The following is a 24918-nucleotide window of genomic DNA, read 5'->3' as shown; positions in this document are numbered from 1 at the left end:
GAAGCCCACCCGCCGGACCGTCAGCCCTTGAGCCGGCGCAGCTCCGCCGCGGCCTGCGGCAGCACCGTGAACAGGTCGCCGACCACCCCGAAGTCCGCGATCTCGAAGATCGGCGCGTCGGGGTCGGAGTTCACGGCGACGATCGTGCCGGACGCCTGCATGCCGCCCCGGTGGTGCACGGCACCCGAGACTCCCGCGCCGACGTACAGCCGCGGCGAGATCGTCACGCCCGTCTGGCCGATCTGCGCGTCGTGGCCGATCCACCCCTCGTCCGTCGCGACACGCGTGGCACCGACGGCGGCGCCGAGCGCGTCGGCGAGGTCCTCGACGGGCGAGAAGTCGCCCTCGGTCCCGCGGCCGCCGGCGACGACGACGTTGGCGCTGCCCAGGTCGGGCCGCCCGCTCGCGGGCCGCTCGACCCGCTCGACGAGCGCGACCCGCCGGGCGGCGTCGCTGACCGTCACCGCGTGGTCGACGACCTCGGTCGCCACGGGTGCGGCGGCCGGGCTCGCCGGCACGGCGTTCGCCTTGACGGTGACGACGGCGAGCGGCGCCGTCACGGCGCACCGGGTGTTCCAGGTGCCGGCGAACACGGTCTTCGACGCGACGTAGCGCCCGTCGACGACGGCGAGGCCGTCCGCGTCGGTGACGACGCCCGCACCGGCGCTGAGCGCGAGGCGGGCGGCGACCTCCTTGTTCTCGAACGACGAGACCGCCAGCAGCAGGCCGGCGCCCGTGGCCGTGAGGACCGCGTCCAGCGACTCGGCCAGGACGGCCGACAGGTGCGTGTCGGCGTCGGCGACGAGGCGGTGCACCCGCGTGACGCCGAGCGCCCCGAGGTCGGCCAGCACGTCGGCGCCCAGCTCGGCGTCGGCCGCCCACGCGCCGTGCACACCGGCGTCGCCGGCGAGCTCACGGGCGAGGGTGACGACCTCGCGGACGGGCCCGCGCAGGGCGCCGTCGGGCGTGTGGTCCAGCAGGACGAGCACGGGTGCGGTGGTGGTCACGGTTCTCAGTTCCTTCGCGGTGGCGCGGGACGGCAGTGGCGCGGGCGGCGGTGGCGCGGGTCGGGGCTCAGACGAGCTTGTGCTCGACGAGGTACGCGGCGAGCCGCAGACCCGCGTCCCCCTCGTCGGTGAGCAGCACCCGGTTCTCGCGCGGCGGACGGGCGGCGGCCTCGAGGACCTCCGTGCGGGCGCCCGCGGCGCCGACGGACGACGCGTCGACCCCGAGGTCGGCGAGCGTGAGCGTCGTGACCTGCTTCTTGCGGGCGGCCATGATGCCCTTGAAGTTCGGGTAGCGCGGCTCGTTCGCCTGGTCCGTGACGGACACCAGCGCGGGCAGCGTCGCCTCGAGCACCTCGGTCGCGTGGTCGAGGTTGCGGCGCACCCGCACCGTGGTGCCCTCGACGGTGAGCTCCGCCGCGAGCGGCAGGGCCGGCACGTCGAGCAGCTGGGCCAGCGCGGTCGGCAGCAGCGACGTGAGCCCGTCGAGGCCCGCCATGCCGGTCACGACCAGGTCGACGGACCCGAGGTGCGTCACGGCGGCGGCGAGCACCCGGGCCGTGCCGATCACGTCCGAGCCGGCGATCGCGTCGTCGACGACGTGCACGGCCTCGTCGGCGCCCATCTGCAGGCCCTTGCGGACCGCGTCGACCGCGTCCTGCGGCCCGACGGTGAGCACGACGACCTCCGCGTCGCCCGCCGTCTCGGCGATCGACAGCGCGGCCTCGAGCGCGTTCTCGTCCAGCTCGTTGAGGGTCCCGTCACCGCCGTCGCGCACCACGCGACGGTCGGGGCCGAGGGCCCGCTCCGACTGGATGTCCGGGACGTGCTTCACACAGACGACGATCCTCACGCGCGGAACGTTACCGCCCGGCAGGCCCCGTCCGGACCGCCGTGTCGCCTGCCGGAAACGCTCTCGACCCACGCGCGGCCCGCCCGTCCTCCACAATGACGGGGTGAACGCGACCCCCGCCCGCAGACGACCGCCGCGGCTCGGCGTCCACGTCACGGACGAGGGCGTGGACGTCGCCGTCCTCGCCTCGCACGCCACCGCGGTCGAGCTGTGCCTGTTCGACGGACCGGCGGACGCACCGCGCGAGCGGAGCATCACGCTGCACGGACCCGCGCACGGCGTCTTCAGCGCGTCCGTCCCGGGCATCCGGCCCGGCCAGCGGTACGGCTTCCGCGCGCACGGGCCGTGGAAGCCGGAGCAGGGGCTGCGGTACAACCCGGCCAAGCTGCTCGTCGACCCGTACGCGCGCGGGCTCGACGGCGAGGTGGCGTACGGACCCGAGACGTACGGGCACGTCGTCGGCCCCGACCTCGCGGGCGACCCGTACGGGCCCGCCGACCCGCGCGACTCCGCCGGGCACGTGCCGTACTCGGTCGTCGTCGACACGCGCGCGCTGCCCGGCCCCGACCCGGCCGCGAACCGGCCGTGGCACCCGTGGTCGCGGACCGTGGTCTACGAGGCGCACGTGCGCGGCCTCACGCAGCTGCACCCCGGTGTCCCGCCCCGGCTCCGCGGCACGTACGCGGGCCTCGCGCACCGGGCCGTCATCGACCACCTGCTCGGGCTCGGCGTCACCGCGATCGAGCTGCTGCCCGTGCACGCGTTCGCCTCCGAGCCGCACCTCGTCGCGAAGGGGCTGACCAACTACTGGGGCTACAGCACGCTCGGCTTCTTCGCGCCGCACGCCGCCTACGCGACGAGGCTGGCTCAGGACGGCGGGCCGGCGGCGGTGCTCGACGAGGTCCGGGCCGCGGTGCACACGCTGCACGAGGCGGGCATCGAGGTGCTGCTCGACGTCGTCTACAACCACACGTGCGAAGGGGGCCTCCCCGGCCAGCACGTGGCGTTCCGCGGCCTCGACAACCCGCTGTACTACGCGCACGACGGGTCCGTGCCGGCCGCGCTCGCGGACGTCACCGGCACGGGCAACTCGCTCGACTTCCGCCGCAGCGAGGTCACCCGGCTCACCCTCGACTCGCTGCGGTACTGGGCCGACGTCGTCGGTGTCGACGGCTTCCGGTTCGACCTGGCGGTGACGCTCGGCCGGGACGCGGCGGGGTTCAACCCGCACCACCCTGTGCTCGTCGCGGCCCGCACCGACCCGAGCCTGCACGCGCTCAAGCTCATCGCCGAGCCCTGGGACGTGGGTCCGGGCGGGTGGCGGACGGGGCAGTTCGGGCTGCCGTGGGGCGAGTGGAACGACCGGTTCCGCAACGCCGCCCGGTCGTTCTGGCTGGCCGACCCGGCGCGGGCGGCGCACGGCCTGCCCGGTCACCGGGTCCGGGACCTCGCGACGCGGCTGTCGGGGTCCGTCGACCTGTTCGGGCACTCGGACCCGCCGCTGGCCCGCGGACCCGTCGCGAGCGTCAACTACGTGACGGCGCACGACGGCTTCACGCTCGCCGACCTCGTCGCGTACGACCACAAGCACAACGCCGCGAACGGCGAGCAGAACCGGGACGGCAGCGACGACAACCGGTCGTGGAACCACGGCCTCGAGGGTCCCGTCGCCCGGGACTCGCCGGGCGCGGACATCGTGCCGCTGCGTCGGCGCTCGATCCGGAACCTGCTCGCGACGCTCGTCCTGGCCGCCGGGACCCCGATGATCACCGCGGGCGACGAGATGGGACGCACGCAGCGCGGGAACAACAACGCGTACTGCCAGGACAACGAGCTGTCGTGGGTGAGCTGGGACCTGTCGACGTGGCGGCACGACCTGCTCGCGACCGCCCGGTGGCTGCTCACGCTGCGCCGGGAGCACCCCGCGCTGCGCACCGAGCACTTCTACGCGGGCCGGCCGGTGCTGCCGGGCCGCCGTGAGGACCTCGCGTGGTTCGACGCCGACGGTGCGCCGTTCGACCACGCGCGCTGGCACGACCCGTCGGTGCGGACGCTGCAGATGGTGCGGACCGCGGCTCCCCCCGACGTCGACACCGTGCTCCTGGTCATCAACGGGGCGCTCGACGCGGTCGACGTGGTGCTCGGCGACGGGCACCCGGGCCGCTGGCGGCTGGCGTGGGACTCCGTGTGGGAGAGCCCCGGCGACGAGCGGGCCGCGGCGATCGCGAACGGGCTGCACGCCGAGTCCGGCGACCCGGCCGTGATGGAGCCGCTGAGCATGCGCGTCTACGTGCTCGAGAGCTGAGCCACGCGCCGGCCCGGTTCACAGCGTCGCCGCGACCGCCCTGCCGGTGGTCCGCCCGGTGAACAGGCAGCCGCCGAGGAACGTCCCCTCGAGCGCGCGGTGGCCGTGCACGCCGCCGCCGCCGAAGCCGGCCGCCTCGCCGACCGCCCACAGGCCCGGCAGCACCTGGCCGTCGGGACGCAGGACGCGCCCTTCGAGGTCGGTGTGCAGGCCCCCGAGCGTCTTGCGGGTGAGCACGGACAGCCGGACCGCGAGCAGCGGCCCGTGCGCGGGGTCGAGCAGCCGGTGCGGCTTCGCGACGCGGATCAGCCGGTCGACGACGAACCTGCGGGACATCGCGGTCGCGGTGACCTGCAGGTCCTTGCCGAGGCCGGAGGCGACCTGCCGGTCACGCGCGACGATCGTCCGCTCGAGCTCGGCCGCGTCGATCCGGTCCGTGCCCGTGAGGGCGTTCATCCGGGCGGCGAGCTCGGCGGGCGTGTCGGCCCAGATGAACTCGTCCGACTGCTCCGCGAACGCCTCGACCGGGCCGACGGCGCCGGGGAGCACCCGCTGCAGCAGCTGGGGCACGCTCCGGCCGGTGAGGTCGGGGTTCTGCTCCGACCCCGAGAGCGCGAACTCCGAGCCGAGGATCGTCTTGTCGAGCACGAACCACGAGTGGTCGTCGCCCCGGGTGGTGATGTGCTGAAGGGCGCCGAGGGAGTCGAAGCCGGGGAACAGCGGCACGGGCAGGCGGTGACCGTCGGCGTCGAGCCAGAGCGACGACGGTCCGGCGAGGATCCGGATGCCGTGCTGCGACCACACGGGCGAGTGGTTGGTGATGCCCTCGGGGTAGTGCCACATGCGGTCCTCGTGGACGACGGCGGCGCCGGCCGTCCGGGCCGCGGCGATGCCGGAGCCGTCCACGTGGTCCGGGACGCCCGAGAGCATCCGCTGCGGCAGGCGACCGGCCTCCGCCGGCCACGTCGCGCGGACGAGGTCGTGGTTCGCGCCGATGCCGCCGGTCGCGACGACGACGTGGGACGCGGAGATCTCGAACGGCTCGACGACCTCGCGGGAGCTCGGCACGGCCCGCTCGACGTCGGACGGCGCGAGGACCTCGCCGCGCACCCCGGTGACCCGTCCGTCGGTGGTGACCAGCGAGGTGACGCGGTGCCGGAACCGCACGTCGGCGAGCCCGGCCCGACGCGCGTCGAGCAGCGCCCGCACGAACGGCTCGAGGATCCCCGGGCCGGTGCCCCACGTGACGTGGAACCGGGGCACCGAGTTGCCGTGGCCGTCCGCGAGGTAGCCGCCGCGCTCCGCCCACTGGACGAACGGGAACCAGCGCACGCCCTGGCCGTGCAGCCACGGCCGCAGCTCCCCCGCCGCGAAGTCGACGAACACCTCGGCCCACGCGCGTCCCCAGCGGTCGGACCCGTCGTCGGAGAACGCGGCCGAGCCGAACCAGTCCGCGAGCGCGAGCTCGGCCGAGTCCGTGATGCCGAGGCGGCGCTGCTCGGGCGAGTCGACGAGGAACAGGCCCCCGAACGACCAGAAGGCCTGACCGCCGAGGGAGGCCGCGGGCTCCGCGTCGAGGAGCGTGACCCGCCGGCCGGCGGCGAGCAGCTCGGCGGTGGCGACCAGGCCGGCGAGGCCCGCGCCGACGACCACGACGTCGTGGGTGTGCGTCATGCGGCCGACTGTACGTCGTTGGACGCGCGTCCAAGAAGAGGTCAGGCGGGCGCGTTCGCGACGAGCGCCAGCTCGGCCGCCGACGACAGCCCGTCCCGCCGTGGCACCACCCGGACGGTGTACCCGAACGGACCGGACCGCTGCAGCGGCACGTCCCCGGCGAACGCGTGCCGTCCTGCCTCGAACGTCTCGGCGAGCACCAGCGCGTCGACCGCGTACCCGTCGAGCTCGTCGGCCTCCGTCACCCGGCCGTGCACGACCTGCACCTGGACCTCGGACGGGTCCAGGGAGCCGAGGGAGACGTACGCCTTGACGTGCAGCTCGTCCCCGACCTGCGGCACCTCCCCGATGCCGCCGGTCTCCACGTGGTCGACGTGCACGTGCTCCCACGCGTCCCGCACCCGGGCCTTCCATGCCGCGAGCGCGCGGGCACCCTCGTGGTCGGACGCCGCCAGCGCCCGGCCCGCGGCCGTCGCCGGCACGTACAGGTAGCGCGTGTAGTCGGCGACCATGCGGGTGGCCTGCACCTTCGGCCCGAGCGTCGCGAGCGTGTGCCGCACCATCTCGAGCCAGCGCGTGGGCAGCCCTCGGTCGTCCCGGTCGTAGAACCGGGCCGCGACCTGGTGCTCGACGAGGTCGTACAGCGCGGCGGCCTCGAGGTCGTCGCGGCGGTCGACGTCGTCGACGCCGTCGGCCGTCGGGATGGCCCAGCCGTTCTCCCCGTCGAACCACTCGTCCCACCAGCCGTCGAGCACCGAGAGGTTGAGGCCGCCGTTGAGCGCCGACTTCATGCCGGACGTGCCGCACGCCTCGAGCGGCCGCAGCGGGTTGTTCAGCCACACGTCGCAGCCCGGGTACAGCGCCTGGGCCATCGCGATGTCGTAGTTCGGCAGGAACACGATGCGGTGGCGGACGTCCGGCGCATCCGCGAACCGCACGAGCTGCTGGATGAGCCGCTTGCCCTGGTCGTCGTCGGGGTGGGACTTGCCGGCGACGACGAGCTGCACGGGACGCTCGGGGTGCAGGAGCAGGGCGCGCAGCCGGTCGGGGTCGCGCAGCATGAGCGTGAGCCGCTTGTACGTGGGCACGCGCCGGGCGAACCCGAGGGTGAGGACGTCGGGCGACAGCACGTCGTCCACCCAGCCGAGCTCGGCCGCGCTGGCGCCCCGGCGCAGCCACGACCGCCGCAGCCGCACCCGCGCCTCGGCGACGAGCTCGGCCCGCAGGGCGCCGCGCAGCGACCACAGCTCGTCGTCGCCGATCGCGCCGGTGCGCAGCCACCCGCTGCCCGACGCGACCTCGTCCGGCCGCAGCCGCCGCTGCACGAGCTCGACGAGCGACCGGTGCACCCACGTGGGGGCGTGCACGCCGTTCGTCACGGACCCGATCGGCACCTCGACGTCGTCGAACCCGGGCCACAGCCCGGCGAACATGCCCCGGGACACCTGGCCGTGCAGCAGCGACACCCCGTTCGCCCGGCCACCGAGCCGCAGGCCCATGACGGCCATGTTGAACACGAGCGGGTCGCCGCCCTCGTGGTCCTCGGCCCCGAGCGCGAGGACGCGCTCGACCGGGACGCCGGGCGTCTCGTTGTCGCCGCCGAAGTACTGCGCGACGAGCTTCGCCTCGAACCGGTCGATGCCCGCCGGGACGGGGGTGTGGGTCGTGAAGACCGTCGCGGCGCGGACCGCCTCGAGCGCCTCGTCGAACGTGAGACCGGTCGCGACGAGCTCCCGGATCCGCTCGACCCCGAGGAAGCCCGCGTGGCCCTCGTTCGTGTGGAAGACCTCCGGCTCCGGGGCACCGCTCAGGCGCGACCACACACGCAGCGCCCGCACGCCACCGACGCCGAGCAGCAGCTCCTGACGCAGCCGGTGCTCCCCGCCGCCGCCGTAGAGCCGGTCGGTGACGTGCCGGACCGCGTCGTCGTTCTCCGGGACGTCCGAGTCGAGCAGCAGCAGCGGCACCCGGCCGACGGCGGCCCGCCACACGTGCGCGTGCAGGGCGCCGCCGCCGGGCAGCTCGACGGTGACGACCGCGGGTGACCCGTCCGGTTCGCGCAGCAGCGTGAGCGGCATGCCGTCCGGGTCGAGCACCGGGTACGTCTCCACCTGCCAGCCGTCCCGGGTGAGCGACTGCTTGAAGTAGCCCGAGCCGTACAGCAGCCCGACGCCCACGAGCGGCACGCCGAGGTCGGACGCGCTCTTGAGGTGGTCGCCCGCGAGGATGCCGAGCCCGCCCGAGTACTGCGGCAGGACGGACGTGATGCCGTACTCGGGCGAGAAGTACGCGACCGCCCGCGGCAGCTGCGCCGACTGCTGCTGCTGGTACCACCGCGGTGCCGTGAGGTAGACGTGCAGGTCGTGCGCGGCCTCGCGGACGCGGCCGACGAACGCCGCGTCCGCCGCGAGCGCCGCGAGACGTCCCGGCTCGAGGGCGCCGAGCAGGGCCACGGGGTCGCCGCCGACGGCCGCCCACCGTTCGGCGTCGATCGCGGCGAACAGGTCGCGCGTGGGCGCGTGCCACGACCAGCGCAGGTTGTGCGCGAGCTCGTCGAGGGGCGCGAGCTCGTCCGGGAGCACGGTGCGGACGATGAACCGGCGGATAGCTCTCACGCCCCCTGACAGTACGCAGATCGCGCGTGCGCCGGATGGCCGGGAGGTGGCGCGCAGGCGCACCGGATGCCCGGGGGGTGGACGTGCGGATAGGTTCAGGAACGTGACGACTCCCCCTCCGTCCCGAGCCCGCGGCACGTCCGCCCGCCGGACGAGCGCCGCGCAGCCCACCCCCGGCCGCGCGACGTCGTCGGTGCCGGCCGACGCCGCTGCGCAGGCCGCCGCGGACGCCCCGACACCCGCTCCGGCACCAGGTCCGGCACCCGCTCCGGCGCCCGCTGCGACGCCCGCGACCCCCGCCCCCGCCTCGGCCCCCGTCGCCGCCCCCCGGATCGGCCGCATCCCGGTCGTCGACGTCTCCCCCGTCGCCGAGGAGGGCCGCTTCCCGGCGAAGGCCGTGGTCGGCGAGGCCGTGCCGGTCCGCGCCACGGTGTTCCGCGAGGGCCACGACGCGGTCGCGGCGACCGCCGTGCTGACCGACCCGGACGGCGTGGACCAGGCCCGGACCCGGATGGTCGACGTCGCGCCCGGCCTCGACCGCTTCGAGGGCTGGGTCGTCCCGGACCGGACGGGCACGTGGACGTTCCGCGTGGAGGGCTGGTCCGACCCGTTCGGCACATGGGCGCACGACGCGGCGATCAAGGTCGAGGCGGGCATCGACGTCGAGCTGATGCTCACCGAGGGCGCGCGCGTGCTGACCCGGGCGGCGACCCGGACGGGCGCGGAGACGATGGGCCCGACGGCCGCCCAGGTGCTCGTCGACGCGGCGAGCGCGCTGCGCGACACGAAGCGCCCCCCGCTCGCCCGACTCGCGGCCGGGCTGTCGGCCGAGGTCCGTGCCGCGCTCGCGCAGCAGCCCCTGCGTGACATGGTGACGGCGTCCGAGCGGTACCCGCTGGTCGTCGACCGCCCGCTCGCCCTGGCGGGCGCGTGGTACGAGCTGTTCCCGCGGTCGCAGGGCGCCCGGCTCGACCCGGACACGGGCCGGTGGGCGAGCGGGACGCTGCGCACGGCGGCCGAGGAGCTGCCCCGGATCGCGGAGATGGGCTTCGACGTCGTCTACCTGACGCCCATCCACCCCATCGGGACCACGTACCGCAAGGGCCGCAACAACTCGCTCGACGCGCAGCCCGGCGACCCGGGCTCGCCGTACGCGATCGGCTCGGAGGCGGGCGGCCACGACGCGATCGAGCCGAGCCTGGGCACGTTCGACGACTTCGACGCGTTCGTCGCGTCGGCGCGCGGGCTCGGCCTGGAGGTGGCGCTCGACGTCGCGCTGCAGTGCTCGCCGGACCACCCGTGGGTCACGCAGCACCCGGAGTGGTTCACGACGCGCGCGGACGGCACGATCGCGTACGCCGAGAACCCGCCGAAGAAGTACCAGGACATCTACCCGCTCAACTTCGACAACGACCCCGAGGGCATCGCGCACGAGATCCGGCGCGTGCTGCAGGTGTGGATCGACCACGGGGTCACCCTGTTCCGCGTCGACAACCCGCACACCAAGCCGCTGGACTTCTGGTCCTGGCTCCTGGCCGACGTGCGTGCCGCGCACCCGGACGTGATCTTCCTGTCGGAGGCGTTCACGAAGCCGGCGATGATGCAGACGCTCGCGAAGATCGGGTTCCACCAGTCGTACACGTACTTCACGTGGCGCAACACGAAGGACGAGATCACCGAGTACCTCACGGAGGTCTCGGGCGACCAGGCGGCGTGGATGCGGCCGAGCTTCTGGCCGACGACGCACGACATCCTGCCGCCGTACCTGCAGGCCACCGGTGTGCGCGGCTTCGCGGTGCGGGCGGTGCTCGCGGCGACGGGCTCGCCGACGTGGGGCGTCTACTCGGGCTACGAGCTCGTCGAGGACGTGCCGCGCCCCGGCGTCGACGAGCAGATCGACAACGAGAAGTACGAGTTCAAGCCCCGCGACTGGTCGCACGGCGACCAGTTCGGCATCGCGATGCTGCTGGGCAAGCTCAACGGCATCCGCCGCGCGCACCCGGCGCTGCAGCAGCTGCGCAACCTGCGGGTGCACCCGACGACGGACCCCGCGGTGCTCGCGTTCTCCCGGCACCTCGACGCCGCGCACTCCCCGACGGGGCGCCCGGACACGGTCGTCGTCGTGGTGAACCTCGACACGTGGAACACGCGCGAGGCGGGCGTCGAGCTCGACCTGGCCGCGTTCGGCCTGCCGACCGACCGGCCCGTCGTGGCCCGCGACGTGCTGTCCGGCGACACGTACGCGTGGGGGTCGCAGGTGTACGTGCGGTTCGACCCGAGCGTGCGCCAGGCCCACGTCGTGTCGCTGGACGCGCCGTGAGCACCGAGCAGCCACCCTTCCCGGCGGTGCGCGTGCGCGAGCCCGCGCCCACGACCGGGCAGATCGCCCTGACCGCGCTGCCGCCGCGCCGGCAGCCGGCCGTCCCCGCGGACACGCCGAGCCCCGGCCTCGTCGACGACCGCGAGTGGTACCGCACGGCCGTGTTCTACGAGGTCATGCTGCGCTGCTTCTCGGACGCGACGGGCGCGGGCAGCGGCGACCTGCGGGGCCTCATCGACCGGCTGGACTACCTGCAGTGGCTGGGCATCGACTGCCTGTGGCTGCCACCGTTCTTCCCGAGCCCCCTGCGTGACGGCGGCTACGACGTCGCGGACTACACGGCGATCGCCGGGCAGTACGGCACGGTGGCCGACTTCTCCGAGCTCATCGAGAAGGCGCACGCGCGCGGCATCCGGATCGTCATCGACTGCGTGATGAACCACACGAGCGACCAGCACCCGTGGTTCCAGGCGTCGCGCTCCGACCCGGAGGGTCCGTACGGCGACTTCTACGTGTGGAGCGACGACAACACGCGCTACCAGGACGCGCGGATCATCTTCGTCGACACCGAGACGTCGAACTGGACGTTCGACCCCGTGCGTCGCCAGTACTTCTGGCACCGCTTCTTCAGCCACCAGCCGGACCTCAACTTCGAGAACCCGCGCGTGGTCGAGGCGATGAAGGACGTCACCCGGTTCTGGCTGCGCCTCGGCATCGACGGGTTCCGCCTCGACGCGGTGCCGTACCTGTTCGAGGCCGAGGGCACGAACTGCGAGAACCTCCCGGAGACGCACGCGTTCCTGCGGGACCTGCGCGCGATGATCGACGCCGAGTTCCCCGGCCGGATCATGCTGGCCGAGGCGAACCAGTGGCCCGAGGACGTGGTGCACTACTTCGGCACCGAGGACGAGCCCGAGTGCCACATGTGCTTCCACTTCCCCGTGATGCCGCGCATCTACTACGCGATCCGGGACCAGCGGGCGACGCAGATCATCGACATCCTCGCCGACACCCCGGCGATCCCGAACAACGGCGCCCAGTGGAGCACCTTCCTGCGCAACCACGACGAGCTCACGCTCGAGATGGTGTCCACCGAGGAGCGCGCGTCGATGTACGGGTGGTACGCGCCGGACTCCCGGATGCGCGCGAACGTCGGGATCCGCCGCCGGCTGGCCCCGCTGCTCGACAACTCCCGCAAGGAGATCGAGCTCGCGCACGCCCTGCTGCTCTCGCTGCCCGGGAGCCCCTGCCTGTACTACGGCGACGAGATCGGCATGGGCGACAACATCTGGCTGCCGGACCGCGACTCGGTCCGCACCCCGATGCAGTGGACCCCGGACCGCAACGCGGGCTTCTCCACGGCCGACCCCGGCAAGCTGTACCTGCCGCTCGTCCAGTCGCTGGTGCACCACTACAGCCACACGAACGTCGAGGCGCAGCTCGCCCAGCCGACGTCGCTGCTGCACTGGGTCCGCGGCATGCTCACCGTGCGGCGCCGGCACCCCGCGCTCGGCAGGGGCGACTTCCAGGTGGTGTCGTCGGACAACGACGCGGTGCTCGCGTTCCTGCGCACGACGGGCGACGAGCAGCTGCTGTGCGTCGCGAACCTCGCGTCGACGGCCCGGGCGGCGACCCTCAAGCTCCCCGAGCTCGCGGGCTGGTCGATGCGGGACGTGTTCGGCGGCGCGGAGTTCGCGACGGTGTCCGACGCGGGCACGGCGTTCTTCACGCTCGGCTCGCGCGACTTCTACTGGCTCGAGCTGACGGCACCGTGACGGCCGGTCAGGCGCGCGCGGACGACGACGGTCTCGTCGAGCTGCTGCGCGCGTGGCTGCCCGCCCGGCGCTGGTACCCGGCGAAGGGGGCGGAGGCGACGCTGTCGGTCGTCGAGCGGCGCGCCCTCGCGGACGGCGTCGAGGACGTGCTCGTCCGGGTGCGGGCCGGCTCGATCGACGCGCTGCTCCAGGTGCCGCTGGTGCTCGTCCCGGTGGGCGCGGACGTGCCCGACGACGCGCTGGGCGTGCTCGGCGACCGCGTGGTGCTGGACGGCGCCGCGCACCCGGCGTTCGTGCAGGCGTGGCTCGCGGCCGCCGACGGTCCGGGCACCGGCGCGGACCCGGCCACGGCCCGGGCGGTGTCCGGCGAGCAGTCCAACACGTCGGTGGTCCTCGGGTCGGAGCGCCCGGTCGCGATCCTCAAGGTGCTGCGCGCGCTGCAGCCCGGCGAGAACCCGGACGTCGAGGTCCCCCGGCGGCTCGTCGAGGTCGGCTGGACGCACGTGCCCGAGCCCCTGGCCTGGGTCGAGGCGGACTGGCCGGCGCCGGACGGCACGACGGCCCACGGGTACCTCGGCGTGCTGAGCGCGTTCGTGCCGCAGGCGCAGGACGGCTTCGTCCTGGCGTGCGGGTACGCCGAGCGCGAGGAGTCGTTCGCGGCGCTCGCCGCCGAGCTCGGCGAGGTGGTGGCCACGATGCACACCGCCCTCGTGCGCGGCTTCGGCACGGACGCGACGACGCGCGCCGAGGACGGCCCGGCCGCGGTGGCCGCGTCGCTCGCCGGCCGGTTCGCGTGGGCGACGTCCGCGGTCCCGTCGCTCGCCCGGTTCGCGCCGGCCGTGGACGGGGTGCTCGCGCAGGTCCGGGCGCTGCCGACGGCCCCGCCGCGGCAGCGGGTGCACGGCGACCTGCACCTCGGCCAGGTGCTGCGCTCGACGGACCGCTGGTTCGTCACGGACTTCGAGGGTGAGCCGTCGGCGCCGCTGGAGCAGCGGACCCGGCCGGACCTCGCGGTGCGGGACGTCGCGGGGATGCTGCGCTCGTTCGACTACGCGGCCGCGGTCGGCGGCCTCACCGGCGAGGCCGCCACCCGCTGGACCGGCGAGGCACGGGCCGCCCTGCTCGACGGCTACGCCGCGGGGTCCGACGAGGAGCAGGTCCCGGTGCTGCTGCGCGCGCTCGAGCTCGACAAGACGCTGTACGAGGTCGTGTACGAGTCGCGCAACCGTCCGTCGTGGGTGCCGATCCCGCTCGCCGGGCTCGACCGCCTGCTCGGCGCGGTCTGAGACCACACCGTCGCGAGCCGTCGCGCGGCTCAGGTCCCGGTCGGCACCTCGAGCGACCGTTCGGGCATCCGCATCCCCGCCTGCCGGGGGGCCAGCTCGCTCTGCAGCACCAGCGCGGCGGCACCGACGGCGGCGGCCTCGGGCGCGTTCGTCGAGATGGCGACCCGCACGGGATGGCTGCCACGCGCGAAGAACGACTGCGCCAGCCGGCGTTCGACCTCCGGGACGTACAGCGAGCCGGCGAGCGCGAACGCGGGCCCGGTGAGCACGACGAGCTCGAGGTCGAGCACGTTGGCCAGGGTCTGCGCGGCGACCCCGACGTAGCGGGCGGACCGTCGCAGGATCCGCATGGGCTGCTCCTCACCGCGCGCGGCGGCCCGCGCGAGCACGGCGAAGTCCTCGGACACCCCGCGGCCGGGGAGCTCCACGCCCGCGTCCCGGGCGGCGGCGACGACGGCGGCGGGGCCGGCGAGCGCCTCGACGCACCCGACGCTGCCGCACCAGCACGGCGGCCCGTCGAGGTCGACGCAGATGTGGCCGACCTCGCCGGCGTTCGAGCTGGAACCCCGGTAGACGGTGCCGTCGACGATGATGCCCGCGCCGATGCCGGTGCCCATGTAGAGCGCGGCGAACGCGGCGCCCGACGTGATGCCGCCGGACCAGTACTCCCCGATCGCCGCGGCGGTGGCGTCGTTGTCGAGCAGCACGGGCAGCCCGACGGCGTCCTCGAGCGCGGCCGCGAGGGGGAACTCGGTCCAGGCCTGCATGACGGGCGGCGTGAGCGTCATGCCGGTGAACGCCGAGATCGGTCCGGGTGACACGACGCCCAGGCCGAGCAGCCGGGCGGGGTCGACGCCGACGCGCGCGACGGTCGCGGCGATCTCGCCGCCGATGCGGGCGACGACCTCGCGCGGGTCGTCCGAGCCGGCGCCGGGTCGCTTCCAGCGCGCGACGATCGCGCCGCCGAGGTTCGCGATGACGTAGGTGATGCCGGCGTGGTCGAGGTGGACGCCGACGGCGTAGCGGGCCAGCGGGTCGAGCTCGAGCAGCATGCGGGGCTTGCCGCCGGTCGACTCGGCGCGACCGACCTCGAGGACGAGGCCGTCGTCGATGAGCCGCCGGACCACCGTCGAGATGGTGGCTGCCGTGAGTCCGGTCGCACGGGTGAGCTCGACCCGGCTGATCGTGCCGGAGGCGCGGATCAGGTCGAGGATCGCGGCGCGGCTCGACGCGTGGGCGGCGCCCAGCCCGGCCTGCGAGTGGCTCACGGGTGCTCCCTCCGGTCGGTGCACGGGCCGCGCTCACCATAACGATCCGGGCACGGGCCGCTTCTGGCACGACACGCCCGTTGACTTACTTTGTTCACTTGCTTAAGAATGCCACACGGAGCAGGGTCCCCGACCCACCGGCAACGACGCCCCTCCACCCGGCCGGCACGCGGAGGTGCCGGGACGACGAGAGGATCACAGATGTTCCCTCAGAAGCGACGACTGCTCGCGCTCGCCGCGGCAGGCACGGTCCTCGCCCTCACCGCAGCGTGCTCGGGCGGCAGCGGCAGCGGCGACGACAGCAGCGGCAACGCCGACGGCACCCCCTCGGGGAAGATCTCCGTCCTGACGTGGCGCACCGACCTCGTCGAGGACGGCACGTTCGACACGTACGTCACGGAGTTCAAGAAGAAGTACCCCGAAGTCACGGACGTCAAGGTCGAGGGCGTCAAGGACTACGAGGGCACCGTCAAGACCCGGATGAACACCGACGACTACGGCGACGTCCTCGCCATCCCCGGCTCGGTCACCCCCGACCAGCTCCCCGACTTCTTCGAGCCGCTCGGCGACCAGGCCGAGATGGAGAAGGACTACCGCTGGCTCAACGACAAGTCCTTCGACGGCAAGTCCTACGGCATCCCCGTCGTCGGCAACGTCCAGGGCATCCTCTACAACAAGCGCGTGTGGGAGGAGGCCGGGATCACCGAGTTCCCGACCACCCCGCAGGAGTTCCTCGACGACCTGCAGACCATCAAGGACAAGGGCGTCGCCAAGGTCGCGCCGCTCTACACGAACTACAAGGACTCCTGGGCGCTGTCGCAGTGGGACGGCTGGCGGGGAGCGGTCACGGCCGACCCCGACGCCCTCAACGAGATGACGCAGACGGACACCCCGTGGACCCCGGACTCCGACTACGGCGTCATCGACGGCACGATCTACGACGCCGTCAAGCAGGGCCTCACCGAGGCGGACCCGACCACCACCGACTGGGAGGGGTCCAAGCGCCAGATCGGCGTCGGCGACATCGCCACCATGGCGCTCGGCTCGTGGGCGATCCCGCAGATGGCCGCGGCCGCGAAGGACGCGGGTGCCGACCCGGCGGACATCGCCTACATGCCCGTCCCGGTCCAGGTCGACGGCAAGTTCCACACCGTGGCCGGCGGCGACTACAACCTCGGCATCAACGTGCACTCGAAGAACAAGGCGACCGCGCGTGCGTGGATCGACTGGTTCAACCACGACTCGGGCTACTCCGAGTCGCAGGTCGGCCTGTCCCCGCTCATCGACGGCGCCGTCCCGGCCGCGCTCGAGAGCTTCATGTCGCAGGTCGAGATGATCACGATGAACCCCGCGCCCGCGGGCAAGGAGTCGCTGTTCGCGGACATCGACACCGCGTCCGGCATCGTCACGACCGACCCGAAGTACCGCCTGCAGATCATCGACGACGCCCGCTCCGGTGCCCGCACGAAGGAGCAGATCTTCGACGACCTCAACGGCAAGTGGGCCGAGGGCCGCGCGGACGCCGGCGCCTGAGGTCACGCGCCATGACGTCCGCACCCACGGGCCTCGGCCCGATGATCGCGGCCGCGTCCGAGCCTGACGTGGCCCGCCCCACCCGTACCCCGGGTGGGGCGGGCCGCCGCTCGGCGTGGTACCGCCGGCTCACGCCCTACCTGTTCCTGCTCGTCCCGGTCGGCCTGCTGCTGCTCCTGACGTACACGCCCGTCGTCAACATGTTCTGGTACTCGGTGACCGACTGGGACGGTTTGGACAAGCACAAAGCCTTCGTCGGGCTGGACAACTACGTCGAGGTCTTCACCGACCCCGACAACCTGCGGGTCTTCTACGTCTCGCTGTACTACGTCGTCGGCTCGTTGGTGCAGATGGCGCTCGCGCTCTACTTCGCGACGATCCTGTCGTTCAAGGTCCGGTTCAAGAACATGTGGAAGGGCATCCTGTTCTTCCCGTACCTCATCAACGGCGTCGCGATCGGCCTGATCTTCCTCAACTTCCTCAAGCCGGGCGGCGGCCTGGACACCGTCCTGATGAAGACCGGTCTGGAGAGCCTCGTCCACCAGTGGACGGGCGACCCGGACATCGCGAACTACTCGCTCGCGGCCGTCTCCGTCTGGCGGTACACGGGTCTCACGTTCGTGATGTTCCTGGGCGCGATCCAGTCCATCAACTCCGAGATCTACGAGGCGGCGGCGCTCGACGGCGCGAACCGCTGGCACGAGTTCTGGTCGATCATCCTGCCGTCCATCCGGCCGATCGTCGGACTCGCCTTCATCCTCGGCATCTCCGGCTCCCTGTCGGTCTTCGAGATCCCCTTCGTCATGACGAACGGCGCCAACGGGACGGAGACGTTCGTCATCCGGACCGTCTGGATGGCCTTCCAGCGCAACACCGTCGGGCTCGCGTCCGCCATGGCCGTCGTGCTGCTGGTCTTCGTCCTGCTGGTCACCTGGATCCAGCGCAGGCTCGTCCCCGAGGAGGAGGTGGATCTCACGTGAAGGTCGCCGCGGTCACCGCCAAGTACACGACCCTCGTCGTCGCCTCGATCGTCACGCTGCTGCCGCTCGGGCTCATCCTGTTCGGGTCGTTCAAGACGAACCAGGAGTTCCTCTCGACGAACCCGTTCCAGCCGCCCGCCGACTGGTTCAACGTCGACAACTACGTCCTGGCGTTCACGAAGGGCGGCATGGCGCTGGCCTTCTTCAACACCGCGCTGATCTTCGTCGCGGCCATCGCCGGCACGATCCTCATCGGGGCGGCGACGGCGTACGCGCTCGACCGCTTCCGGTTCAAGGGCCGCACCATCGTGCTCCTGCTCTTCCTGCTGGCGACGCTCGTCCCGGGCGTGACGACGCAGGTCGCGACGTTCCAGATCATCAACGGCCTCGGGCTCTACGGCTCGCGCTGGGCGCTGATCCTGCTGTTCATGGGCACGGACATCGTCTCGATCTACATCTTCCTGCAGTTCATGCGCAGCATCCCGCGCTCGCTCGACGAGGCCGCGATGATCGAGGGCGCCGGGCACCTGCGGATCTTCTTCCAGATCATCCTGCCCAACCTGAGGCCCGCGATCGCCACCGTGGTGATCATCAAGGGCATCGGCATCTACAACGAGTTCTTCCTGCCGTACCTCTACCTCAACGACCCGGACAAGCTGCCGATCTCCACGGCGCTGTTCGCGTTCAAGGGACCGTACGGCTCGCAGTGGGAAGCCATCTGCGCGTGCGTCGTGATCACGATCATCCCGATCCTCGTGCTCTTCCTGTTCCTGCAGCGGTACATCTACAACGGGTTCACGCAAGGGGCCACGAAGTAGTCCACGACGTCATCGGCACAGCACCTCGGCCCCACGAAGCTGGAGCACCTCCCATGAACACGCAGGACCTGTACGACGGCTGGACGGTCGCGGCCGTCGCCGGGCCGGTCCCGGCCGACCTCCTCGGCCGCCGGATCCGCACCCACGTGCCGGGCACCAGCCACACCGCCCTCCTGGACGCCGGCCTGATCCCGGACCCGTACGTCGACCGGCACGAGGAGGCGCTGGCGTGGATGCGCCGCACCGACTGGGTGTACGAGCGTGACCTCCACCTCGCGGCACCCGCACCCGACGAGCGCGTCGACCTGGTGCTCGACGGCGTCGACACGGTCGCGACGATCACGCTCGACGACCACGTGCTCGGCCGGACCGCGAACATGCACCGGTCGTACCGGTTCGACGTGCGCGACCTCGTCCGCCCGACCACGCAGCGGCTCCGCGTCGCCCTGCGATCGGCCCTGGAGCACGCCGAGGAGGAGGCCGCGCGCCTCGGCTCCCGCCCGTCGCCCTACCCGCAGCCGTACAACATGGTCCGCAAGATGGCGTGCTCGTTCGGCTGGGACTGGGGACCGGACCTGCAGACGGCGGGGCTGTGGCGGCCCGCCCGGGTGGAGCGCTGGCGGGTGGCCCGCCTCGCGGCGGTGCGTCCGCGCGTGACGGTCGACGGCGAGGGCACCGGTCATGTCGCCGTGCACGTCGACGTGGAGCGCTCGGGGCTCCCCGGGTCGGACGTGCCGCTCGTGGTACGTGCGAGGGTCGCGGGCGCCGAGGCCGCGGTGACGCTGAGCGCGGGGACCTCGACCGGTGTGCTCGCCCTCGAGGTCCCCCACGCCGAGCTGTGGTGGCCCGTCGGGCACGGCGCGCAGCCGCTGTCCGAGCTCGCGGTGACGCTCGTCGACCCCGCAGCCGAGCGGCCGGCCGCCGCCCTGGACACGTGGACGCGGCGCATCGGCTTCCGCACGGTCGAGCTCGACACGACCCCCGACGACGACGGCACCCCGTTCACGTTCCGCGTCAACGGCCGGCCGATCTTCGTCAAGGGCGCCAACTGGATCCCCGACGACCACCTGCTCACCCGGATCACCCGCGAACGGCTCGCGCACCGCATCGACCAGGCGGTCGACGCCCACCTCAACCTCCTGCGCGTGTGGGGCGGCGGCATCTACGAGTCGGAGGACTTCTACGAGCTGTGCGACGAGCGCGGCGTCCTCGTCTGGCAGGACTTCCTGCTCGCGTGCGCCGCGTACCCCGAGGAGCAGCCGATCTGGGACGAGCTGGAGGCCGAGGCCCGCGAGCACGTCGGCCGGCTCACCCCGCACCCGTCGCTCGTGCTGTGGAACGGCGGCAACGAGAACCTGTGGGGCTTCATGGACTGGGGCTGGCCGCAGGAGCTCGACGGCCGCACGTGGGGCCTGCGGTACGCGACCGAGCTGCTGCGCGACGTGGTCGCCGAGCTCGACCCGACCCGCCCGTACGCCGACGGGTCGCCGTACTCCCCCGGCTTCGCGCTCGACGAGGTCCACCCCAACGACCCCGACCACGGCACTCACCACCAGTGGGAGGTGTGGAACCGCGTCGACTGGACCGTGTACGGCGACGAGGTGCCGCGGTTCTGCTCGGAGTTCGGCTTCCAGGGCCCGCCGACGTGGGCCACGCTCACCCGCGCGGTGCACCCGGTCGCCGGGGACGAGCTGACCAAGACGGACCCGGCGTTCCTCCTGCACCAGAAGGCGGACGACGGCAACGGCAAGCTCGACCGGGGGCTCACCCCGCACCTCGGCGTGCCCGACGCCTTCGTCGACTGGCACTGGGCCACGCAGCTCAACCAGGCGCGTGCCGTGCAGTTCGCGATCGAGCACTACCGCTCGTGGTGGCCGCGGACGGCGGGCTCGATCGTGTGGCAGCTCAACGACTGCTGGCCCGTGACGTCGTGGGCCGCGATCGACGGCGACGAGCGACCCAAGCCGCTCTGGTACGCCCTCGAGCACGCCTACCGGCCGCGGACGATCACCGTGCAGCCGCGCGACGGCCGGCTCATGCTCGCCGTCGTCAACGACACGGCCGCCATCTGGCAGGGCGTCGTCCACGTGTCCCGGCAGCGGCTCGACGGCGCCGTCGTCTCCGGCGTGGACCTCGGCCTCGCGGTCGGTGCCTGGTCGGTCGGGCTGTTCGCGCTGCCCGACGGCGTGGCCGTCCCGGACGACGTGGCGGGCGAGGCTCTCGTCGCCCGGCTCGGCGACGTGACGACCGTGCACACGTGGGTCGAGGACGTCGACCTGCGGCTCGACCCGCAGCCCGTGCGCGCCACGGTCAGCCCGGTGCAGGACGGCTTCCGGGTCGACGTGCACGCCACGTCGCTCGCCCGCGCGGTCACGCTGCTCGTGGACCGGCTCGACCCGTCCGCCGTCGTCGACGACGCGGTCGTCGACGTCCCGGCGGGGACGTCGGTGAGCTTCCACGTCCGCACGCAGGGCCGGTTCGACCCGGACGCGCTCACCCGGTACCCCGTCCTGCGCACGGCGAACGACGTCGTCGTCGCGGCCGAGCCGACGCCGAGCCCGTCGTCCACGCCGTCGCCCACACCGTCGTCGACCCCGTCGTCGACCCCGCCGTCCCCGCCCACCGGCGCCGCGCGTGACCTCACCCAGTCTCCGCGCTGACCTGCGACACCCCGCCACTACGCTGGCGGACGTGACGCAAGGGATGGACGCGGTCGGCCTGGTCCTCGCCCGGCCTGCCCGCATGCTGGGGCTCGAGCCCTTCTTCATGGAGCTCATCGCCGGCATCGAGGAGTCCATCGCCACCGAGGGCCGCTCGCTGCTCCTGCACGTCGTGCCGGACCACGAGGCGGAGATCCGCGCATACCGCCGGTGGGGCGAGGGCAAGCTCGTCGACGCCGTCGTCGTCGTGAACCTCGAGGTCGAGGACGCCCGCCTCGACGTCCTCCTCGAGCTCGGCATCCCGACGGTCGTCGTCGGCGGGCCGACCCGCGAGATGCCCGTGTCCAACGTGTGGATCGACAACGCCCAGGCGATGCGCGACGCGGTCGGCCATCTCGTCGGGCTCGGGCACGTCCGGCTCGGCCGCGTCTCCGGACCCCACTCGCTCGCACACACCCAGGCCCGCACCGAGGCCTTCGTCACCGAGTGCACCCGCCTGGGCGCGCAGGGCAGCGTGCTCGAGGGCGACTACGGCGAGGAGTCCGCCGTCCGGGCGACCCGGACCCTCCTCGGCCGCGGCTCCGCACCGTCCGCCATCATCTACGACAACGACGTGATGGCCGTCGCAGGGCTGCGGGTCGCCGCCGAGCTCGGCATCGCCGTCCCCGATCAGCTGTCCCTGCTGGCGTGGGACGACTCCGCGCTGTGCCGCCTGTCCCACCCACAGCTGTCGGCCATGAGCCTCGACGTGCACGGCATGGGCGTGCAGGTCGCCGACTCGGTGCTCAACCTCCTCGCGTCCGGAACGGTCGTGTCGTCGACCGCTCCTCTCCCCCGCCTCATCTCGCGCGGCAGCACCGCCCCGGCCCAGCGCCCGCCCGCCTGACAGCACCTGCTCCTCGCGCGCCGCGCACCCGGCCTCGTGCGCGCACGTGCCCGCCCGCGCCCGGCCTCGTCACCGCCTCCCGCCCATGCCCGCGTGCCGGCCCGCGCCCCGGCTTCGTCGTCGCCTCACGCCCAGACCCGCGCGCCGACCTCTCGGCCGGCCCTGGCGTGCACCCCTGTCACGCGGCCCTCGCACGCGCCCTCGAACCCGACCTCGCACGCGACCTCGCACCCGGCCCTCCCACCCGGCCCTCCCGCGGCCCTCGCGCGCGATGACCGGCGCATTCGTCGGCAGGTCCGACTGCACGGTCCCCCTCCGGGTGGTTGGGTAGGGGGATGAACCAGGCCGCGCCCTCCCCGGTCCCCGTCGATCCCGACACCCTGCGCACCGTCGCCGAGGGCGCCCACTACGACCCGCACGGCATCCTCGGGCCGCATGTCGGCGACGGCGGCGTGACGATCCGCACGCTGCGCCCGCTCGCGGAGAAGGTCGTCGTCATCACGCCCGACACGCGCGTCGCCGCACGGCACGAGCAGGACGGCATCTGGGTCGCGGTCCTCTCCGGCACCGACGTCCCTGACTACCGCATCGAGGTCACGTACGGCGGCCACGCGACCCTCGTCGACGACCCGTACCGCTTCCTGCCCACGGTGCAGGAGCTCGACCGTCACCTCATCCGCGAGGGCCGCCACGAGCAGCTCTGGACGGTGCTCGGCGCGAACGTCCGCTCCTACGCCGGTGTGCTCGGCGAGGTGCACGGCACGTCGTTCGCCGTCTGGGCGCCGAGCGCCCGCGCGGTCCGGGTCGTCGGCGACTTCAACCACTGGCAGGGCGCCGTCCACGCGATGCGCTCGCTCGGCGACAGCGGCGTCTGGGAGGTCTTCGCGCCCGACGTGACCGCCGGGGCCCGGTACAAGTTCGAGGTCCTCGGTCAGGACGGCTCGTGGCGGCAGAAGGCCGACCCGCTCGCGCAGGGCACGGAGGTACCGCCCGCCACCGCCTCGGTCGTCATCGAGTCCCGTTTCGAGTGGTCGGACGACGAATGGATGACCGCCCGGGCGCAACGCGACCCGCACACCGGCCCCATGAGCATCTACGAGGTGCACCTCGGGTCGTGGCGGCAGGGCCTGTCCTACCGCGAGCTCGCCAGCCAGCTCACCGAGTACGTCCTGGCCCTCGGGTTCACGCACGTCGAGTTCCTGCCCGTCGCCGAGCACCCGTTCGGCGGCTCCTGGGGGTACCAGGTCTCGTCGTACTTCGCGCCGACGTCCCGGTTCGGCCACCCCGACGACTTCCGCTACCTCGTCGACACCCTGCACCGCGCAGGCATCGGCGTCATCGTCGACTGGGTGCCCGCGCACTTCCCGAAGGACGAGTGGTCGCTGGCCCACTTCGACGGCACCTCGCTGTACGAGCACCCGGACCCGCTGCTCGGTGAGCACCCCGACTGGGGCACGTATGTCTTCAACTTCGGCCGCGTCGAGGTCCGCAACTTCCTCGTCGCCAACGCCATCTACTGGCTCGAGGTGTTCCACGTCGACGCCCTGCGGGTCGACGCCGTCGCCTCGATGCTCTACCTCGACTACTCCCGCCGGCCCGGCCAGTGGCGCCCGAACAAGTACGGCGGCCGCGAGAACCTCGAGGCCATCTCGTTCCTCCAGGAGGCCAACGCCACGGCCTACCGTCGCGCCCCCGGCACGATGATGATCGCCGAGGAGTCCACCGCGTGGCCCGGCGTCACCGCCCCCACCGACACCGACGGCCTCGGCTTCGGCCTGAAGTGGAACATGGGCTGGATGAACGACACGCTCCGCTACCTCGCCGAGCAGCCGATCCACCGCCGCTACCACCACCACGAGATCACGTTCTCGATGGTCTACGCCTACTCCGAGCGCTTCATCCTGCCCATCAGCCACGACGAGGTGGTCCATGGGAAGGGATCGCTGTACGGCCGCATGCCCGGGGACCACTGGCAGAAGCTCGCCGGCGTCCGGCTCCTGCTCGCCTACCAGTGGACCCACCCCGGCAAGCAGCTGCTCTTCATGGGCAGCGAGTTCGCGCAGCGCACGGAGTGGGCCGAGGGCCAGTCGATCGACTGGGGCGCCCTCGACTTCGACGCCAGCCACCACGGTGTCTGGGACGCGCTCCGCGACCTCAACGCGCTCTACCGCGAGACGCCCGCCCTCTGGCAGCTGGACCACACACCCGACGGCTTCGAGTGGATCGACTCGGACGACGCCGACCACAACCTCCTCGCGTACCTGCGCAAGGGGGTCGACGTCCCCGACGTCGCCGTCGTCGTCAACTTCTCCGGCATCCCGCACGAGGCCTACCGCCTGGCGCTGCCGAGCGGCGGCCGCTGGCGGGAGGCGTACAACTCCGACGCCGTCGCCTACGGCGGCTCGGGGGTCGGCAACCTCGGTGAGATCCACGCCGAGGCGCAGCCGCACTACAGCCGGCCGTATTCCGCAGCGGTGCGGATCCCGCCTCTCGGCGCCGTCCTCTTCGTCGCCGACCCCGCCGACTCCGCCGACTCCACCGACCCCTCCGGCACCACCGCCTCGACCGGACCTGCCTGACGAACCCGACGCCCGGACCGTTCTCCGCCACCTCCGCCGAGCTCGCGCACACCGCGCCCGCCGGGGTTTCTCGTGCCCGTCGGTCTCGTCAAGCTTGCCTCGCCGCTCGAAACTGACGCCCAGACACTCACCACGCCCGACGCGACTGTCCGGATGAGCGAGAACACCTTGGCCCCACCCCTGCCCCGTCCTACAAGTGACGGCACAGCACCCGGACCACCACTTCCGCCTGCGTCCGGAGGCCTTCGATGCAGGCCACGCCGATGCGCGAAGTCCCCGGTCAGGGGACCCAGGCCGTGTTCCACGTCGTCACCGCCCCGCGAGTAGCAGCGGCGACGCCGATGGAAATGCCGATTCCCGGG

15 protein-coding genes are annotated in these 24918 nt (G+C 73.0%); 10 read left to right on the top strand and 5 right to left on the bottom strand.

Annotation, left to right across the window (positions count from 1 at the left end; translation table 11 throughout):
- Nucleotides 1-20 precede the first annotated feature (20 nt).
- Nucleotides 21-1007, bottom strand: coding sequence for an electron transfer flavoprotein subunit alpha/FixB family protein (locus Cch01nite_RS15425; protein ID WP_203756966.1), 987 nt, complete (start codon nt 1005-1007; stop codon nt 21-23).
- A 67-nt stretch (nt 1008-1074) separates the two neighbouring features.
- Nucleotides 1075-1857: an electron transfer flavoprotein subunit beta/FixA family protein gene (locus Cch01nite_RS15420; protein ID WP_203756959.1), complete on the bottom strand. Its 783-nt coding sequence runs from the start codon at nt 1855-1857 to the stop codon at nt 1075-1077.
- Nucleotides 1858-1960: 103 nt separating this feature from the next.
- Here Cch01nite_RS15420 and glgX point away from each other — a divergent pair, with 103 nt between their 5' ends.
- On the top strand, nt 1961-4162 hold the full coding sequence (glgX, locus tag Cch01nite_RS15415; RefSeq protein ID WP_239070745.1) for a glycogen debranching protein GlgX: 2202 nt from the start codon (nt 1961-1963) through the stop codon (nt 4160-4162).
- 18 nt (nt 4163-4180) lie between these two features.
- Here glgX and Cch01nite_RS15410 read toward each other — a convergent pair whose 3' ends face one another.
- Nucleotides 4181-5836, bottom strand: a complete 1656-nt coding sequence (locus Cch01nite_RS15410; protein WP_203756955.1) for an FAD-binding dehydrogenase — start codon at nt 5834-5836, stop codon at nt 4181-4183.
- Between the two features lie 41 nt (nt 5837-5877).
- Nucleotides 5878-8451, bottom strand: a complete 2574-nt coding sequence (gene glgP, locus Cch01nite_RS15405; protein ID WP_203756953.1) for an alpha-glucan family phosphorylase — start codon at nt 8449-8451, stop codon at nt 5878-5880.
- A gap of 103 nt (nt 8452-8554) precedes the next feature.
- Here glgP and Cch01nite_RS15400 point away from each other — a divergent pair, with 103 nt between their 5' ends.
- Genes Cch01nite_RS15400 through Cch01nite_RS15390 form a run of 3 tightly spaced genes read left to right on the top strand, consistent with a single transcriptional unit; the run spans nt 8555 to nt 13832 of the window.
- Nucleotides 8555-10771 (top strand): alpha-1,4-glucan--maltose-1-phosphate maltosyltransferase, encoded by a 2217-nt coding sequence (locus Cch01nite_RS15400; RefSeq protein WP_239070741.1) that lies wholly within the window; start codon nt 8555-8557, stop codon nt 10769-10771.
- Between the two features lie 26 nt (nt 10772-10797).
- Entirely contained in the window at nt 10798-12546 is a 1749-nt protein-coding gene (gene treS, locus Cch01nite_RS15395) for a maltose alpha-D-glucosyltransferase (protein ID WP_373309951.1), read from the top strand.
- Complete coding sequence (locus tag Cch01nite_RS15390; protein ID WP_203756941.1) at nt 12543-13832, top strand: maltokinase N-terminal cap-like domain-containing protein; 1290 nt, start codon at nt 12543-12545, stop codon at nt 13830-13832. The genes treS and Cch01nite_RS15390 overlap by 4 nt, the downstream gene beginning before the upstream one ends.
- Nucleotides 13833-13861: 29 nt before the next feature.
- On the opposite strand, the gene Cch01nite_RS15385 is transcribed toward Cch01nite_RS15390, so the two are convergent.
- Nucleotides 13862-15100: an ROK family transcriptional regulator gene (locus Cch01nite_RS15385; protein WP_203756939.1), complete on the bottom strand. Its 1239-nt coding sequence runs from the start codon at nt 15098-15100 to the stop codon at nt 13862-13864.
- Nucleotides 15101-15301: 201 nt separating this feature from the next.
- Here Cch01nite_RS15385 and Cch01nite_RS15380 point away from each other — a divergent pair, with 201 nt between their 5' ends.
- The 6 genes from Cch01nite_RS15380 to glgB all read left to right on the top strand — a co-directional run bounded on the left by Cch01nite_RS15380 (nt 15302) and on the right by glgB (nt 24556).
- Nucleotides 15302-16633 (top strand): ABC transporter substrate-binding protein, encoded by a 1332-nt coding sequence (locus tag Cch01nite_RS15380; protein WP_203756937.1) that lies wholly within the window; start codon nt 15302-15304, stop codon nt 16631-16633.
- 11 nt (nt 16634-16644) lie between these two features.
- Nucleotides 16645-17613, top strand: a complete 969-nt coding sequence (locus Cch01nite_RS15375; RefSeq protein WP_203756935.1) for a carbohydrate ABC transporter permease — start codon at nt 16645-16647, stop codon at nt 17611-17613.
- The gene (locus Cch01nite_RS15370; RefSeq protein WP_203756933.1) at nt 17610-18431 is read left to right on the top strand and encodes a carbohydrate ABC transporter permease; all 822 of its coding nucleotides are present in this window, start codon (nt 17610-17612) and stop codon (nt 18429-18431) included. The genes Cch01nite_RS15375 and Cch01nite_RS15370 overlap by 4 nt, the downstream gene beginning before the upstream one ends.
- Nucleotides 18432-18484: 53 nt before the next feature.
- Nucleotides 18485-21091, top strand: coding sequence for a glycoside hydrolase family 2 protein (locus Cch01nite_RS15365; protein ID WP_239070732.1), 2607 nt, complete (start codon nt 18485-18487; stop codon nt 21089-21091).
- Between the two features lie 31 nt (nt 21092-21122).
- On the top strand, nt 21123-21977 hold the full coding sequence (locus tag Cch01nite_RS15360) for a LacI family DNA-binding transcriptional regulator (RefSeq protein ID WP_239070728.1): 855 nt from the start codon (nt 21123-21125) through the stop codon (nt 21975-21977).
- Nucleotides 21978-22312: 335 nt separating this feature from the next.
- On the top strand, nt 22313-24556 hold the full coding sequence (glgB, locus tag Cch01nite_RS15355; RefSeq protein ID WP_203756931.1) for a 1,4-alpha-glucan branching protein GlgB: 2244 nt from the start codon (nt 22313-22315) through the stop codon (nt 24554-24556).
- Nucleotides 24557-24918 lie beyond the last annotated feature (362 nt).

The sequence above is a fragment of the Cellulomonas chitinilytica genome (assembly GCF_016862675.1).
Taxonomy (GTDB): Bacteria; Actinomycetota; Actinomycetes; order Actinomycetales; family Cellulomonadaceae; genus Cellulomonas; species Cellulomonas chitinilytica.
Note: the sequence above shows the minus strand (reverse complement) of the source record. Positions and strands in the feature narration are given on the sequence as shown.